Genomic DNA, 16,830 nt, shown 5'->3' with positions numbered 1-16,830 from the left:
AACATTTTTCTTGTAAAGGCTTTTACTAAGTATAGAGGAGGTAGAAGGAAACAATTAATTTTTTTAGAAGTACGCAAGTTTTAATTGATATTGTCTACTTGTCTTAAAAATGACCTTAAGTTAAAAATTGATTCGAAAATTCTACTTTGGAGGAAAATAATGAAAAATAGTAAATGGCGTTTTGGTAGAGCACTTCCAGCTTCAGTACTTGCAGCTTCAATGTTTGCTAGTAGCTATAGTGGGATCGTTGCAAAAGCAGCTCCTACAGTTTCAACTCAATCGTTTACGGTAGCTCCTGTTTCAACTGGTACTAGCATTTATATGAATACGACACAAATCACTCGTGCAATGCCAGCTGGTTTAGATACAACAAAGCCAGTAAAATGGACAACTTCTGACCCATATGTGGCTTATGTTGATTTAGTTGGTAACAAAAAGGGTGATTACAGCGGAAAGATTTTAGGGGTGTCTGGTGGTTCTGCAAAAATCACTGGTACTGGAGTAGATGCGAGTGGTAATGCTGCAACTGTTAATATTACGGTTACGGTCGTTGAATCAAAGCAAGATACAAATCTTGAGAAGGTCGTTTACTATTACAATGCTGGAGATCCGAATATTCCAGCAGCTCTTGCTACAACAAATTGGCAAATAAACAATATTCCGACTGCTCCATCAGGGAAGAAATTTCCTTCTAAAAACTATGTTGGCTATGTAGATGGAGAAAATGGCGTAAAATGGTTGATCTCAAAAGATAAATTAATTAAGTCAAATGATAAAATTCTTTTGGGTGATGAAAGGCCTCATGGCGTAATTACTGGAATTGTATCAGATGCTATTACACTCTATGATCCTAATTTACCTTCGGCTGATCAAATTCAATATTTACAAGGTGGAAGATATATACCTCAAACTGGTCAATCTTCAGGTTCTGGTACGAATAATAGTGGTGCTGCTGCTACGTATAACTCCAAAGAAGTGATAACGAACATTATGCCTGATGGTAATAATGGACTTTGGATCTTAGGTGAAAATGGAAATGCGACACATATTGTAAGAAAGCAAATGTCCTTAATGGGTAAATCTTTACTTCAAACAGAAATTTCTAGAAATTATAATGATAGATTTGGATTCCAATCAGGTAATACGTCTTTCTCTTCTACAGCGGATATGATTAAAGCCCTTATGACAGGTGATAAAGACGCTGCTAGAGCAACAGGTGATACAGACAATGATGGTCTTTGGACGACAATGTATGCTTCTGGTGAAATCTGGAGATACAACTACATGAAAGAAAACTTCGGAGAATCTGATGAAAGAACAAAAGATGCAAAAGCATCTGCTATTCGTGCTGTTGAATCAATCGTAACTCTTGGTTATGTATCTGGTACACAATTAAAAGTTACATCTAAAAACAATGTAAATGACTATGTATATGTTGTTAACTCTTATGGAGGAAACGTATCAACGATCGAAGAAGCAAAAACATGGCTTGCAGAGAACGAAGGAAAGCCAGTTTACGTTGATGAAAATGGTAAATATACATTAGATCACACAAAAAAACCTGCTGCATCTGGTTTCTTTGCTAGATCGTACAAAGTTAACACAAGTAACAATGGTGCTACAGTTCCAGAAGCTGAAACTTGGGATAATGCATGGATTAAAAAGAAAGCAGGACAAGCTACAGATATAAATGGAAATACAGTTTACTATAATGTCCCAGGAACTTTCAAAAATGGAACGAATCCTGCTCTTAAAGCTTATGACACAGTTGCAGTCCCTCCACGCTTAACAGAAATATTTGCAAACCAAAACGAAGGTTTTGATGCTGATACAAAAGCTTTAGACTCAAATAAAGTTGTTTACAAAGCAACAACATCTACAGATGAATTAGTAGGTCATTATTTTACACTTGATCTAGCATATAAAGCGTTCAAAGATGAGGATCCGGAACTAGCAGCGCTAATCAAAAATAATATGATTAACCATACAAATGCATTAGTTCTAAATAACTATTTCCAATTGACTGTTAATGGTGAGAACCCAGCTGAATCTCGTTTTGATCAGGGAACTATTCGTGGAAATGGATTAAACGTACCAAATGCTCCAACTAGATGGGCAAATTTAAACCCTGAATACCTTGATGGTAATAAGGATGCATGGGGAAGAGACGCTGACTATGAAGACGGTCCATTAAATGCACAATTACTATTACAAGCACTAGCGGTTGCAAAAGATTTTGGTGGATATACTGCTGAAGAAAAAGTAAGCCTGGTAAATCAAGGCATTGATGTAGTTGAACCTCTTGATTTTGCAAACGAGTACAATGTAATGAATGGCAAAAAAGCGTCAACAACGGTTAATGAACACAATGATTTTGAAGTAAGATATCCAAAAACGTATAACTCAACATCGATGCTTGATATGACATTGCAATATCTTTCAAGATACTTTGGTATTGCAGCTCATAACGGCGATGATATCGGTGTAAGCGGTGTAACTCACGAATCTTACATGAACTATTCTGATGAAGAAGAAGAAGCACTAGCTTACTACACATTATCTCATCATGCAGATTCGTTTAACGGTGACGAAATTTTAGAAGGCATGAACCAATGGTGGACAAATGAAAAGAGAGAGAAAAATCCATTCATGACAACTTTCTATGCAGCTTCTCTAGGTGCATTGAAAGCTAAAGGGATTGATATCGGAAATGCTCAAGTTGACCTTGCAGGTTCAACATGGCAAATGACACGTATTCCTAATAATTTCATTAACTGGGATGTTCTTTCTGCAAATAGAAATGACGTAACACATGTGGCACCAAATCTTATGGCTGACCAATTAATTCCTCGTGATGAAGTTATGATGTCTAAATACAACACAAACATCTTTGGTACCATGGATAGAAGAACAATTGACTCTGGTAGCAGCAGAACAAATGAATCTTCAACTGTAATCTCAATGCCTTACTGGATCACTCAAAACCCTGAGGATGCTGCTTATGTAGAGGATTTAGGATCAAAAATTACTGCACCAGTAAATAATGGTACAGAAAGCCTTAATTACCCAACTAATTTAACATCTATGAATCCAAATGCGAAATATAATGCAGACACACATACTTTTACGATTAACGTTGGTGACTCGGTTAAGCTTGATGCTAAAACAACGGGATATGTTAGGAATGTATCTTGGTCAACGAATGCTTGGGATCAAGCTGGATATAGCAATGGATTACCTACACAAATCAATCCTGATTCAAATATAGCGGGTGTTTTAGATTTACGAAATTTAGCAACTTACGGTGATGAAGGAAACGTAAGTCCAACTGATTTAAGTGTAAATGGCGAGTACTATGGTGCTTACGCAACTGGTTTAAAACCAGGAACTAGTACGGTTACGGCAACAGTTATTGATGGATTCTTTAGAACACCGGCTAAAATAACATACACGATTAAAGTTGTTGATCCAAACAAATCATTAGAGGCTATTGCCCCGGCTAAACTGGACAAGGATACTTTTGCTTATCCAACTTGGTTAAAAAATGCAATGGCTGAGACAGGGTTAAACGAAGATGGGCACAAGAATGTAGATGTAGTTTATGAATCATCATCACCTAGCGATGTAACAGTTGCAGCGAATGGAGATGTTACTTATCTTACGGACAATCCAGCTACAATCACTGCTGTAGTTACTTACTCAGCTATGACAATTGATGGAGCGCCAAGGTTTGAAACAGATAGCCACGTAATGACGTATGAACGTACTGTAGCTAAAAACGCAACAAGTACAGTTACATTTAACTCACAAGGTGGTTCTGCAGTAGCTTCAACAACTGCAGCTTACAATGCAACAATTACATCTCCAGCAACACCAAAAAGAGATGGCTATACATTCCTTGGTTGGTTTAAGGATCAAGCTGGTACGCAAGCTTGGAACTTTGCAACTGATAAAGTAACAGCTTCAACTACTCTTTATGCTAAGTGGAATCTTGAAAATAACAATACTATTAACAAATACACAATTACATTTAACAGTAATGGTGGATCTGCTGTGACAAGTACAACAGTGGATGAAAATACTAAGATTTCTGAACCAGCAAAACCAACAAGAGTGGGTTACACGTTTGCTGGCTGGTACAATGATGCAGTGTCAACAACAACATCATATAACTTCAATACAGCTGTAACTGGAAATGTTACGTTAACAGCTCACTGGACAATCAATAGTTATAAAGTGGCATTTAACAGTAACGGTGGATCTACTGTAACTACTAAAATAGCAAAATATAATACAGTCATTACAAAACCATCTAATCCAACGAGAAAAGGATTTGTCTTTGTTGGTTGGTACAAAGATGCAGCGTTGAAATCAGCTTGGAACTTTACAACTGATAAAGTAACTGTAAATACAACACTGTACGCAAAATGGATGGTTAATGCACCAACAAGTCTAAAAGCTACAAAAGCAAGTTCGACTTCAATTAAGTTAACTTGGACTGGAGTAAGTGGTGTTTCTGGTTATGAAATTAGTCGCGCAACAGCGAGCAATTTTACAGGCAAAGTGACAAATACAACTACAAAAGCAACATTAACTGCTACAGGACTAGTTAAAGGTAAAACTTACTACTTTAAGGTTCGTGCTTACACTGTTGTTGGAAATGTTAAGGTATACAGTAACTATACAACAGTTGTAAAATACAAACTTTAAATTGTAAGGATTTGAAAACTTGTAGTTGGTAAGGTTATAAAAACTAAATATATTAAAAATCTTGGTATATGGAGAGCTCCTTATACCAAGATTTATAGAGGAGTGATAATTCGATGAAAAATAAATTTTTTGAAAAGAAATTTTTACCGATCGCTTCGAAAATAGGTAATCAAAGACATTTACTTGCATTACGTGATGGTATTATGTTTGCGATGCCTTTAATGATCATTGGTTCTTTCTTCATTATCGTAGCTTGGTTAGAAGCTGAATGGTATCAAAACTTTATGTCTAAAGTATTTGGAGAGAATTGGAATGCTTTTGGTGACATCGTTTATAACGGTACAATGGGGATCATCACTTTAATAGCTGTGTTTGGAGTGGCATATTCACTTGCTAGTAGCTACAAGGTCGATAAAAAGAATATTGATGGTGTTCCCGCTGGTGTTTTAGCATTGGCAGGATATTTAATTGTGAATATCATGAGCACATTTACGGTTGATAAGGAAAGCGTTTCCGCTTGGTCGCCTGATTTATTTGGTGCTCAGTACTTATTCCTTGGTCTAATTGTTGCAATTATAACTGCTGAAATTTATCGTTTCTTCTTACAAAAGAAATTAATTATCACGTTACCAGATACTGTGCCACCAACAGTTTCGCGTTCGTTTACAGCTCTTATACCTGGATTTGTGATTATTACGTTCTTCTTACTTCTTCGATATGCGTTTTCATACACTGGTTGGGAAACGTTTGCAACTTTTATCCAAGAGGTTGTCACAAAACCATTTACGATTTTAGGTTCAACTTATATCGGTACACTGATTGCTAGTTTATTAGAACACACGTTATGGAGTTTTGGTATTCATGGTTCATCAATCATCACGTCTGTAATGGAGCCAATTTGGATTACGAATGCGGATGCGAACTTAGCAGCAGTAAAAGAGGGGAAAGCACTACCTCATATCATTACGTACACATTCTATGAAAATGGTATCTGGATGGGTGGATCTGGTGCTACGTTACCAGTCGCAATCTATATGATGTTTTTAGCAAAGTCGAAACTTCTTAAGAAAGTTGGACGCTTGGCAATCGGACCTTCGATTTTTAACGTTAACGAACCAATTATGTTTGGTGTTCCGATTGTTTTAAACCCATTCTTAATGATTCCGTTCATGCTTGCACCAATAGCAGTATTGACAGTTACTTATTTTGGTACGGCAATGGACATTTTCCCGCATACGACTGGTACAATTATTCCTTGGACAACGCCATACTTTATCAGTGGTTATCTTATGACGGGTGGTAAGATCATGGGGGTTGTAATGCAATTAGTTGCTTTTGCAGTTGCCTTTGCAATTTGGTTCCCATTCATTAAGATGTGGGATAAGAAAAACTTAGAAATGGAGAATGCAAGTAATAATCAAGGAGTGTCTTCTTCGGGTAGTCAAACGATTCAAGGCTAATAACTATCCTTTTCATTGCTAAATCTGATCGTACGAATTGGAACACTTGATTATGAAATGCGAAAACATAAGATGAATAACAAAAAGAAAATAATTACTCAGTTACGGTTAAAAAGAATAGTTGCTTTTCTTATCGATGCGGTGATCGTTTCAATCCTCCTTTCGATCGTTTATCGACTAACAGGATTTGCAAACTTTCCTGGCGTCTTAACAAAGATGATTGAAATAAATAGAACAATGGGTGAAACAGGAACTCAAGATGCGACTGTAAGAGTAATGTCTCTCTTTAATGAAGCCTTTCTTCAATCGCTTATTATCTGGTTTTGTTATGAAGTGTTAACTACCCTCTTATTTAGGGGATCTACAATCGGAAAGAGAATCTTTCGATTGAAACTAACACACGTCAATCACAAAAAAGGTAAGCTTGCTTATGGCATATTAGTCATTGTTAGAAGTTTCTTTAAATTTTTGTCGATGTTTCTTTTTCAAGGCATTCCATTCTTACTATCAGTTATCAGCATATTTGCTAATCCAAAGTCGTTAGCTGCTTACGATCGAATTGCTCGTTTAGTAGTTGCAGATAAAAATAGCGTTTAAAAGCTTACTAAAGAAAGAGGAAATCAACATGAATATTTTACTTTGTTGTTCTGCTGGCATGTCAACAAGTTTAATTGTTTCTAAAATGGAAAAAGTTGCAGAGTCTAGAGGGATTTCAGCAAACATTTGGACAGTTTCTGAATCAGTTGTTAGAACAGAATTCATAGAGGCAGATGTGTTATTGTTAGGGCCACAAGTACGTTTTCTTTTGGAAGAAATGGAAAGTGTCTGTGGTGAGAAAAATATTCCAATTGAAGTTATTGATATGTTTAGTTACGGAATGTGCGATGGTGAAGCGATTCTCGAGCAAGCCATCAAATTATTAGATAATAAGTAGTATGAAATATTGGGAAGTTTCTCTTCTTACTCTAGTCACTAAAAAATAAATAACATTGAATACCGAAAAGATTATAAACATGAAAAATTTACGGCCATAAGGATATTTCCTGACAGAATTGATCATGAAAGAGAAAGGAGGTCCGTTTATGGTAAAGAATGAAACAGAAATTTTCACATTGATTTTACATGGTGGAAATGGTCGAAGTGCGGCAATGGAAGCCATTCAAGCAGCTAAAAGACAGGATATGGATTTAGCTCGTAAGAAATTAAAGGAAGCAAACGATTCTTTAAATGAGGCACATCATATTCAAACAACACTGATTCAATCAGAGATTGGCGGAAATCCAACAGAGATTTCACTTTTAATGATTCACGCGCAAGATCACTTGATGAATGCGATGACCGTAAAAGACTTAGCAAAAGAGTTCGTTGACTTGTATGAGAGGGGCCTAAAATAATGTCAAAGAAATTTAAAATCGTGACAATAGGTGGGGGCTCAAGTTATACGCCGGAATTGGTTGAAGGTATCATAAAGCGTTATGACAAAATACCAGTTACAGAACTTTGGCTTGTTGACGTCGAAGCAGGTCGAGAGAAATTAGAAACAGTTGGTGCGCTAGCGAAACGTATGGTCAAAAAAGCTGAAGTTCCAATGGAGATTCATCTTTCGTATGATCGTCGTGAGGCTTTGAAAGATGCTGATTTCGTTACGACACAACTTCGTGTTGGACAATTGGCTGCGCGAGCACTTGATGAAAGAATCCCATTAAAGCATGGTGTAATCGGTCAAGAAACAAATGGTGCAGGTGGTTTGTTTAAAGCACTTCGTACGATTCCAGTTATTTTGGATATTTGTAAGGAAGTTGAAGAACTCTGTCCAGATGCGTGGGTAATCAACTTTACAAATCCTGCAGGTATGGTAACAGAGGCTGCATTAAGATATTCAAATATTAAGAGATTTATTGGACTTTGTAATATACCGATTGGAATGGAAATGGGCATTGCAAAGCTTTTAAATGTTGACTACTCTCGTGTTCGTATTGATTTTGCAGGGCTGAATCACATGGTTTTCGGTTTAGAAGTTTATCTAGATGGCGTCAGTGTAAAAGAGAAAGTACTTGAAATGATCATGGATCCAGCTAATGCAAGTTTTGTAAAAAATATTGATGCAGAAGAATGGGCACCGGAATTCTTAAAAGGAATCAATGTTATTCCATGCTCATACCATCATTACTACTACAAGACATCTGAGATGCTGGAAAGAGCATTGAAAGACTTTGAGTCAAATGAAACACGTGCAGAAGTAGTGCAAAAGATAGAAGAATCGTTATTTGAAAAATATAGAGATGAAACGTTAGATATAAAACCACCTGAGTTAGAAAAACGCGGTGGAGCATACTACTCTGACGCGGCATGCCGTTTGATTTCATCAATTTACAATGATACTCGAGATATTCAACCTTTAAACACTGTAAACAAAGGGGCAATATCAGGCTTACCATATGATGGCGCTGTTGAAGTCAGTTGCGTCATTACAAAGGATGGTCCAGTTCCGTTAACAATTGGAGAACTCCCAGTACCAGTTCGAGGATTGATTCAAACAATTAAATCGTTTGAACAGACAGCAATTGAGGCTGCAGTAGAGGGTAGTCGTGAAAAAGCGATTCTTGCATTGACGATTAACCCATTAGTTGCTAACGATAAGTTGGCTGTAGCTATTGTAGATGAAATGCTTGAGGCACACAAAGAATATTTACCAAGATTTTTTAATAGATGATTTTTGATCATGTATTTGGCTAATTAATCATCAATTATACAAAATCGGCGGAATGAAAAAAGGCATCGTTCATCAATGAACGTGCCTTTTTCTAATTATTCTTCAATCATGTCAATTTCAATCCATATGGTGATGCAAATAGATGCCACTAATATTAAAGAAAACGTCAATACGAACATAAAATCAGCTCCTACCAAGTTTTAAATCCTTCAGAACCTGTTGGTGTATGATGATGGTGTTGCAGCATATTTGATAAAGGAATTGAATAGGCGAAGACTATTAAAACTAGTGCAATTCCAATCCATAGCCACCAATTTTCTAATATTTTAGGTGTATTTTCTACATCACTTTCGGCAATCGGAAATTCAACGAAATCTTCTTCTGCCACTGCTTTTGGTAAAGTAAATAATGATTGCAAAACAATGATGATTAGTAACATTGCAGATAGAAATAAAATTGATCCACCAACTGCCACAGTTACATGATTTGATAAAATACCATTAAACCACTCAAGTGTAGCAGGATGATTTGCATAATCAGTATACGCTGTACGTCGAGGAGCTCCTAATAGCCCTAAAATATGCATTGCTGTTGACATCAATATCATACCAATAGACCAAGTAATGATTTGAATAAATGCTAATTTTTGAACAACTTTTGTTAGTTTTCTTCCCGTTAAATAAGGGATTAACCAAAATGTTAAACCAAAAAAAGTCATTGCAACAGGAGTCCCTACTGTAATATGAAAATGTCCAACCACCCAAAGTGTATTATGAATGATCTCATTTAATGAGAAGCTTGCATTGATGATTCCGCCGGCACCACCAGGAATGAAGAAGAACATTGCAATAAATATAGAAGTAAAACGAATGTCTTTCCAAGGTAGTTTAAAAAACCAACCAAATAAGCCGGTGCCACCTTTTTTTCTTCCTGTTGTCTCAAATGTTGCAAACATTGAAAAAGCAGTCATTAAAGATGGAATAATAACCATAAACGTTAGGACGGTCTGTAAGAATTTCCAAAAACTTGAGATTCCAGGCTCTTGTAATTGATGGTGGAAGCCAACTGGAATTGAAAATAATAAAAATAGAATAAAGGACAGTCTTGCAAGTGAATCACTAAACACTTTTCCACCAATAATTTTTGGAACAACGACATACCATGCCATGTATGCAGGTAAAAGCCAGAAATAAACTAGAGGATGACCAAAATACCAAAAAAGTGATCGGCTTAACTCAACATTAATTGTGTCAACCAAACCAAATGCCCAAGGGATGAATTGGAAAAGTACAGTGACAGCTACTCCTAAACTAGCAATCACCCAAAGAACAATCGTGGCAATCGTCATAAAAGCGAATAATGGACTTAAACTTCCTTTATGTTGCTTCTTCCAAACAATATAATGTCCAATTAAAGAAAATCCGTTAATCCATGTACCAATTACAAAAAGAGCTAATGCTACATAGAACCAACCACTTGCTTGTAATGGAGCGTAGAAAGTATATAAAACGGAAGCCTCTCCTGATAAGATCATAACAACAGCAAGCAGAGTACCTACTGACATAACAATAAATCCTATCCAGGAGAATAAACGCACTTTTGGACCGAAATCACCTAAAGTTTTACTCATTCCTGTAATGAGGAATCCGAAAATAAAATAAGTAGTAAATACTAAAGCGAGTAATACGCCGTGTGCAGTTAAAACTTGATAGTAGTCTAGCCAAGACGGTAATTCTAGTGCTTTATTTCTTATAAACACTTGTAATAGTCCACAGAATGTACCTATTAAAAAAGCAATATAGGCGACTATAATATTTGTTAAGGCTAATTTTGAGTCTTTTTTGTTAATACTATTATTCACCTTTTACCACCTCAATCGTAGTTTGCATAAATTGATGTCCAGCCCCGCAATATTCATTGCAAAGTACTAAGTAATTGCCAGTTTTATTAAACGTATATTCTTTTGTATTAATACGTCCTGGCACCACCATCATATTTACGTTTGTATGAACAATTGAAAAGCTATGAATAACATCAGTACTCGTCAACTTAAAAACAATTTTTTTACCTACTGGAACTTGTAGTTTAGTAGGTTCATATCCAAATGTTTTACCAATTAACACCACCTCATATGTATCATCGTTTAGTTTATTTACACCTGGATGATCAAAAGGAGCCGTTTCGTTCACTTTTTTTGGGTCAATTAAGTCCATACCTGTTGCAGGATGATGATGAAATCCAAAGGCGGTTATTGCTATAATTGTTAGAAATAACACTAAGGAGGCTATGCCAAAGGTTAACCAAATTTTTTCGTATTTATGTAAATGCATCTTAACACCTCTTTCAAATTAACGTTGTAAATAAAATGCGTAGAATCCAAACCAAAGTAGAAAAATGAATATACCGATTCCAAACACGCTAATTAATGTTCCTTTTAATTGCGGATCCTTTTCTTTTTCCTGATGTTTAAGTCCCAATTTTATTCCCCCGTTTATTCATCAATTTCTTAATCTCAGTCTCATTTCTTCGTCCCATCATAAAACAGTTGAAATGACTACTAATACTAAGATTTTCCGCCTGTAATGTAAGTGTACTGTAAATATCAAAGCGTAATAATTAGGGGATACTCTGATGTTAATTGGAAAAAATCCCTAACAAATAATCGGATATACCCTTAGAAGTAAGCGTGTTCTTATTGATTCAAAAGTAATACTTGTCCAATTTGTTAAAATCCAAATCAGATAGAAGTCCTAAATTTTCATAATCAACTAGACTCCCAATTTTTTTAGGAGTATAGTAATCTTGAAAATTTAATCAATTTGCCTGATGTATTGAAGTGAAGAGGGTAAGATACAGGATTTTATGACTAAATGAAATGCAATGAAGGAGGGATCACTTTGATACGTGTGTTGCTTGTAGATGATCATATTGTTGTTCGAACTGGACTAGAGCTTCTGCTTCATGATAAAAATGGAATCTCAATTGTTGGGGTTGCTGCAGATGGTGATGAGGCCATTCGAAAAGCAAAGGAGTTAACACCTGATATTGTATTAATGGATTTAAGCATGCCAAAAGGAAAAGATGGAATCACGGCAACTAGAATTTTAAAAGAATATTTACCAGAAACGAAAGTACTCATTTTGACGATGCATGATAGTGATGAATACCTGTTCAGAGCAATACAGGCAGGAGCCTCTGGATATATATTAAAAAGTGCTCCACATGAAGAACTGCTGAGTGCAATCCAATTAATATATACAGGAAACGCTTATTTAACACCATCTGCTACAAAACGATTAATGAATGAGTATTTAGTGAAGATGCAGCAAGAGGGCCACACAAGTTCCTACGAGATATTATCTGAACGTGAGAAAGAAATATTAGTTTGGATCGCTAGAGGGTATTCAAATAAAGACATTGCTGAACAACTAGTCATCAGCGTTAAAACAGTTGAAACCCATAAAAGCAATCTTATGGATAAAATTGGACTTCGTTCAAGACCAGATATCGTTCGATATGCTTTACAAAAGGGGCTGCTTGACTTTGAATAATATTGGTTTACATTATCATTCTAAAATCATTGAACAGATTACGAAAAACAATTTTTCTCTAATTGACGATTATATCGATGACCCATCTTTTCGAAATACTTTAAAACAAGTACTCAAACAATTGACTGATGTAAAAATTGCACTTGATGAATCATCAATTGTAGTAGTAACTGATCATCGTGGAATGATCCAGTATGTAAATGAAAAAACATGTGAAATTACGAAATATAAGAGAGAAGAGTTGATAGGTCAAAATCATCGTTTAATTAGTTCAGGGTATCATTCAAAAAGTTTTTTTATGGATCTATGGAAAACAATTAGCTCAGGACAGGTTTGGCATGGTGACATCAAAAACAGAGCAAAAGATAATACCTTTTATTGGGTAAACACTACGATCATGCCTTTTTTAGATGAAAATGGAAGACCTTATCAATACTTAGCGATTCGTAATGAAGTTACAGCTTTAAAGGAAGCTGAAGAAGAGATAAAACGAATGGTAAATCGTCTAATGTATATTCAAGAGGAAGAAAGGAAGCGGTTTTCGAGTGAAATTCACGATGGAATCGGACAAAGTTTATTTGGGCTTACGATACAATTAGATCGGTTAATAGATAATAGTGAGGTGAAGCCTACAGAACTGATTAACCTAAGAAATACAGTTACTGAAATCATTGGTGAAGTAAGAGGACTCGCTTGGAATTTACGTCCATCGGTACTTGATGACTTTGGGGCTATTCCTGCCATCAGAACATATATAGATAATTTCAAACAGTATTATGATATTCAAGTGAAATTTGAGTGTAAACTTCGTAAACGATTGAAATCGAGTGTAGAAACGGCACTTTATCGGATTGTTCAAGAAGCGTTAACGAATATTGGTAAATATGCAAATGTATCTGAAGCAATTGTAGAAATATGGGAAGATGAGAAAAAATTGCATGGCCGTATTACAGATTTCGGAAAAGGATTTACACCACATTTGGATCGAACTGGAGTTGGTTTATTTAGTATGGAGGAACGTGCAAGAAGCATAGGTGGTTATCTCGAAGTTTGTTCTGCACCTGAACAAGGCACAGTGATTTCTTTTTCAATACCACTTGAATAGCTGACTTCCGACAAAGTGAACTTTAGTTAGATTCAATTGATATCATTAGTAGTTGAACTTCTTAAAATTAGGGGATGATTTTTCATGGTTGAGAGAAAAAAATACAAATTTAGTTTGAATAAAAGGCTAGCTATGTTTACAACGATTCTCGCAATTATTACATATACAACAAGTGGATTTTTCATTTATTTTTTATATGAATATGTTTCAAGTTTCGTCAGTGAACAAATTTTTATGGTATTAACATTGATATTAGGGGTTTTTTGGTCGGGTGTATTAGCTTATTTTGCAGCGACACGATTTATCACGAAGCCGTTGCAAATACTAGAGTCAGCTGTAACTAAGGCTGCTAATGGAGAGATTGGGGAAGACGCGCCAGTTTCAAAAACTGATGATGAAATTCGCTCTCTTAGTCTAGCATTTAATGAAATGCAACGTAATATACGAGATATTGTAAGTAGTATCGATATGAATTTTGAAAGCACGAAGGAAAAGGTTCTACTAATGACAGAGGGAGCAAATACAGCGGTTGAGCAATCAAGAAATATTACGCTTACTATTTCTGATATTTCAAATGGAACAGATTACTCTGCCAATGCAATGCAAGCAACAGCAAATTCTGTAGAGGATGTTTTGATAATTGCCAACGAAGTGCAGGAAAAAGCTCGCAAATCAGAAAAGTTGTCTACTGAAATGGTAAATACATTAAATCATTGTAAAGCAATTGTACATTCACTTGTCAGTGATGTACGTGAGATGGAAAAAAGCAGTGAGGAATCACTTCACTCTGTAAAAAAGTTAGAAAAACATACGCAGGAAGTTGAGAAAATCATTGGTTTCGTGGGTGAAATCGCAGCTCAAACCAATTTATTAGCATTAAATGCCTCAATAGAAGCTGCCCGTGCTGGAGAACATGGCCGAGGATTTGCAGTCGTTGCGGAGGAAGTTCGTAAATTAGCAGATCAAAGTGCAGACGCTGTTCAAGGAATTACAAATTTAATCTTAAATATACAACATGAAGTAAAGAATGTAGTTGAACAGATCTCTCTTCAAGTAACGTTAGCAAACGAAGAAGCTCATAAAGGGAATGAAACAAATACAGCGATTCTTACGATGACAAATTCCATCGATGAAGTTGTTCAAGCCGTAACATATATCGTTTCACTTGTTGAACAGCAATTTAACCATATTGAACAAACTGTAGGACAATCACAAGAAGTAACTGCGATCGCAAAAGAGACATCAACTGGCGCATTAGAAGTTGCAGCTGCGGCAAAAGAGCAGACAAGTTTTATTCAGGATGTTAACAATTTAGCAGAAGAATTAGTGTATTTGGCCGAGGAACTAAAAGAAACGATTAAAAGGTTCACTTACTAATTAATGGTTTTGTCATCTTTTTGGCACAACTTCGTACACGAGTTTATTAGTGAGCCAAATCTGACTTTCTAAAATTAACGCTAAGGTAGATTGTGGTTCACTCTTGAGAAAAGATTTATACGATCTATAATCGTTAAAAAAATGATTTTATTGAAATAGCATTTACTGTAGTAAAAAAATTAACAATAACAAGGATATTAATCCGTAAATATTATCATTTTCATTTCATGAAAAAGTGGGAAATAGGACTAATAGAAATGTATACTTTCTTCTTTGAGATTATGAACATAGGTGCTTTTATTAAAAATATATTATTTCAATTTTTAACAGGAAAAGAAGTGGTACTGAACCCAAATCTTTACCTGTTTTTTTATAGCATTTTCACATCGTATCAATTAAGGGAGTTTTATTTCGATATATTAATTTGCTATGTATTTGTGAACTGATTTTGTAAGCGTTTTAAAAAATATAGAGGAAGATATTTAGATAACAAGAATATTAAAAGAAGCCTCTCTTAAAAATTTATGGTTTTCTAGTTTGGCTTATTTCATTATATTGGGGAATTTAGTGAAAGGGTGGGGAATGATGAATCGAGATTATTTAATCAAACCATTACTTGGTCAACATTATCCTATGATCTCTCATGGGAAGGGCGTGTACTTGTTTGATAAAGAGGGAAAACGGTACATCGATGGTTCGTCTGGTGCAATTACAGTAGGTATTGGACACGGTGTCGATGAAATCATTGACGTTATGACTGAGCAAGCAAGACAAGTATCCTTTGTTTACCGATCTCAGTTTACGAGTGAAGCTGCTGAGAAGCTTGCTAAAAAAATAAGTGATATCACTCAAGGCGACTTGAATTGGACTTTTTTTGTGAACAGCGGTACGGAAGCAACTGAAACAGCTATGAAACTTGCAATTCAACATTTTCAAGAAAAAGGTATAAAGGGGAAAAACAAAATCCTTTCACGCTGGATGAGCTATCATGGCATTACGATTGGAGCTTTATCAATGTCAGGGCATCCTTTACGACGCCAAAGATTTGTTCCTATGTTGGAAGATTATCCATCTGTTTCACCACCATATTGCTATCGTTGCCCTCTTAACTTAGCTTTTCCTTCATGTGATACTGCTTGTGCATCTGAGTTGGAAACAGCGATTAATAGGATTGGTTCTGAGCATATTGCAGCTTTTATTGCTGAACCAATTATTGGGGCTGCCGGAGGAGCAATAGTTCCACCACATGGATATTATCAAAGAGTAAAAGAGATTTGTGAAAAAAATGATATTTTATTTATTGCTGACGAAGTGATGACTGGAATCGGTCGTACAGGAAAAATGTTTGCGATGGAGCATTGGGGCGTTCAACCAGATATCGTCACACTTGGAAAAGGAATGACATCAGGATATACGCCAATGGCTGCCACAATTGCAAGTGATAGAGTGATAGAGCCTATTATGAAAGGTTCAAAGTTGGTTATGAGTGGGCATACATTTAGTGCAAACCCACTGTCTGCAGCTGTTTCACTGGCTGTCATCGAGTATGTCGAAAAACATAATCTAGTGAAAGCGGCTGAGGAAAAGGGAGATTATCTTAAAAAGAAGCTTGAAATATTAAAGGCGAATTCATCAATAATCGGTGATGTACGAGGTAAAGGTTTATTAATTGGAGTTGAATTGGTAGATAACGTGAAATCTAGTTCTTTCATTCAAAATGCAAGCAATAAAGGTTTACTTCTTTATCCGTCGGTTGCAGGAAGAAATGGAAAAGAAGACTCAGCCTTTATGATTGCTCCACCATTAACCATAACCTATGAAGAAATAGATGAACTACTTCAGATTCTTTCCGAGAGTTTATATGAATTAGAAGCAAAACAATCGGGTTTAACCTATGCAGCTAAGGGGGAATAA

The 16,830-nt window shown here is 35.8% G+C and carries 13 protein-coding genes and 1 pseudogene; 11 read left to right on the top strand and 3 right to left on the bottom strand.

All coding sequences use genetic code 11. The features are described 5' to 3' along the window. Positions 1 to 159: 159 nt before the first annotated feature. From V7056_RS02890 to V7056_RS02865, 6 genes are all read left to right on the top strand, one after another. Complete coding sequence (locus tag V7056_RS02890) at positions 160 to 4,710, top strand: InlB B-repeat-containing protein (protein ID WP_499699103.1); 4,551 nt, start codon at positions 160 to 162, stop codon at positions 4,708 to 4,710. A gap of 113 nt (positions 4,711 to 4,823) precedes the next feature. Next, complete coding sequence (celB, locus tag V7056_RS02885) at positions 4,824 to 6,170, top strand: PTS cellobiose transporter subunit IIC (RefSeq protein ID WP_499699101.1); 1,347 nt, start codon at positions 4,824 to 4,826, stop codon at positions 6,168 to 6,170. 72 nt (positions 6,171 to 6,242) lie between these two features. Beyond that, positions 6,243 to 6,767 (top strand): RDD family protein, encoded by a 525-nt coding sequence (locus V7056_RS02880; protein ID WP_499699099.1) that lies wholly within the window; start codon positions 6,243 to 6,245, stop codon positions 6,765 to 6,767. A 28-nt stretch (positions 6,768 to 6,795) separates the two neighbouring features. Continuing rightward, positions 6,796 to 7,104: a PTS sugar transporter subunit IIB gene (locus V7056_RS02875; protein WP_499699097.1), complete on the top strand. Its 309-nt coding sequence runs from the start codon at positions 6,796 to 6,798 to the stop codon at positions 7,102 to 7,104. Between the two features lie 148 nt (positions 7,105 to 7,252). Then, positions 7,253 to 7,564, top strand: a complete 312-nt coding sequence (locus tag V7056_RS02870) for a PTS lactose/cellobiose transporter subunit IIA (RefSeq protein WP_192603742.1) — start codon at positions 7,253 to 7,255, stop codon at positions 7,562 to 7,564. Continuing rightward, a complete protein-coding gene (locus V7056_RS02865; protein WP_499699095.1) occupies positions 7,564 to 8,883 on the top strand; it encodes a 6-phospho-beta-glucosidase in 1,320 nt (439 codons plus the stop codon). The genes V7056_RS02870 and V7056_RS02865 overlap by 1 nt, the downstream gene beginning before the upstream one ends. 190 nt (positions 8,884 to 9,073) lie before the next feature. Here V7056_RS02865 and V7056_RS02860 read toward each other — a convergent pair whose 3' ends face one another. Genes V7056_RS02860 through V7056_RS02850 form a run of 3 tightly spaced genes read right to left on the bottom strand, consistent with a single transcriptional unit; the run spans position 9,074 to position 11,360 of the window. After that, complete coding sequence (locus V7056_RS02860; RefSeq protein ID WP_499699093.1) at positions 9,074 to 10,744, bottom strand: b(o/a)3-type cytochrome-c oxidase subunit 1; 1,671 nt, start codon at positions 10,742 to 10,744, stop codon at positions 9,074 to 9,076. Then, entirely contained in the window at positions 10,737 to 11,213 is a 477-nt protein-coding gene (locus V7056_RS02855) for a cytochrome c oxidase subunit II (RefSeq protein ID WP_499699091.1), read from the bottom strand. Before V7056_RS02855 ends, V7056_RS02860 begins: the two co-directional genes overlap by 8 nt. A gap of 18 nt (positions 11,214 to 11,231) precedes the next feature. Further along, on the bottom strand, positions 11,232 to 11,360 hold the full coding sequence (locus V7056_RS02850; protein WP_499699089.1) for a cytochrome C oxidase subunit II: 129 nt from the start codon (positions 11,358 to 11,360) through the stop codon (positions 11,232 to 11,234). Between the two features lie 420 nt (positions 11,361 to 11,780). Between V7056_RS02850 and V7056_RS02845 the strand changes: the two genes are divergently transcribed. From V7056_RS02845 to V7056_RS02825, 5 genes and pseudogenes are all read left to right on the top strand, one after another. Further along, entirely contained in the window at positions 11,781 to 12,434 is a 654-nt protein-coding gene (locus V7056_RS02845; RefSeq protein ID WP_499699088.1) for a response regulator, read from the top strand. A 1-nt stretch (position 12,435) separates the two neighbouring features. After that, the gene (locus V7056_RS02840; RefSeq protein ID WP_499699167.1) at positions 12,436 to 13,539 is read left to right on the top strand and encodes a PAS domain-containing sensor histidine kinase; all 1,104 of its coding nucleotides are present in this window, start codon (positions 12,436 to 12,438) and stop codon (positions 13,537 to 13,539) included. 84 nt (positions 13,540 to 13,623) lie between these two features. Continuing rightward, positions 13,624 to 13,977 (top strand): annotated as a pseudogene (locus V7056_RS02835) (HAMP domain-containing protein); the annotation flags it as partial. Next, on the top strand, positions 13,969 to 14,916 hold the full coding sequence (locus V7056_RS02830; protein WP_499699165.1) for a methyl-accepting chemotaxis protein: 948 nt from the start codon (positions 13,969 to 13,971) through the stop codon (positions 14,914 to 14,916). The pseudogene V7056_RS02835 and the gene V7056_RS02830, both read left to right, overlap by 9 nt. Positions 14,917 to 15,501: 585 nt before the next feature. After that, entirely contained in the window at positions 15,502 to 16,830 is a 1,329-nt protein-coding gene (locus V7056_RS02825) for an aspartate aminotransferase family protein (protein ID WP_499699086.1), read from the top strand.

This window comes from Bacillus sp. JJ664 (assembly GCF_036962205.1).
Taxonomy (GTDB): Bacteria; Bacillota; Bacilli; order Bacillales; family Bacillaceae_G; genus Gottfriedia.
This window is presented reverse-complemented; position numbering and strand designations above follow the sequence as displayed.

Bases quoted from the DNA above. Each gene is read 5' to 3' on its own strand.
- V7056_RS02890 (WP_499699103.1), top strand. From the start codon at position 160: ATGAAAAATAGTAAATGGCGTTTTGGTAGAGCACTTCCAGCTTCAGTA.
- celB (WP_499699101.1), top strand. From the start codon at position 4,824: ATGAAAAATAAATTTTTTGAAAAGAAATTTTTACCGATCGCTTCGAAA.
- V7056_RS02880 (WP_499699099.1), top strand. From the start codon at position 6,243: ATGAATAACAAAAAGAAAATAATTACTCAGTTACGGTTAAAAAGAATA.
- V7056_RS02875 (WP_499699097.1), top strand. From the start codon at position 6,796: ATGAATATTTTACTTTGTTGTTCTGCTGGCATGTCAACAAGTTTAATT.
- V7056_RS02870 (WP_192603742.1), top strand. From the start codon at position 7,253: ATGGTAAAGAATGAAACAGAAATTTTCACATTGATTTTACATGGTGGA.
- V7056_RS02865 (WP_499699095.1), top strand. From the start codon at position 7,564: ATGTCAAAGAAATTTAAAATCGTGACAATAGGTGGGGGCTCAAGTTAT.
- V7056_RS02855 (WP_499699091.1), bottom strand. From the start codon at position 11,213: ATGCATTTACATAAATACGAAAAAATTTGGTTAACCTTTGGCATAGCC.
- V7056_RS02830 (WP_499699165.1), top strand. From the start codon at position 13,969: ATGCAACGTAATATACGAGATATTGTAAGTAGTATCGATATGAATTTT.
- V7056_RS02825 (WP_499699086.1), top strand. From the start codon at position 15,502: ATGAATCGAGATTATTTAATCAAACCATTACTTGGTCAACATTATCCT.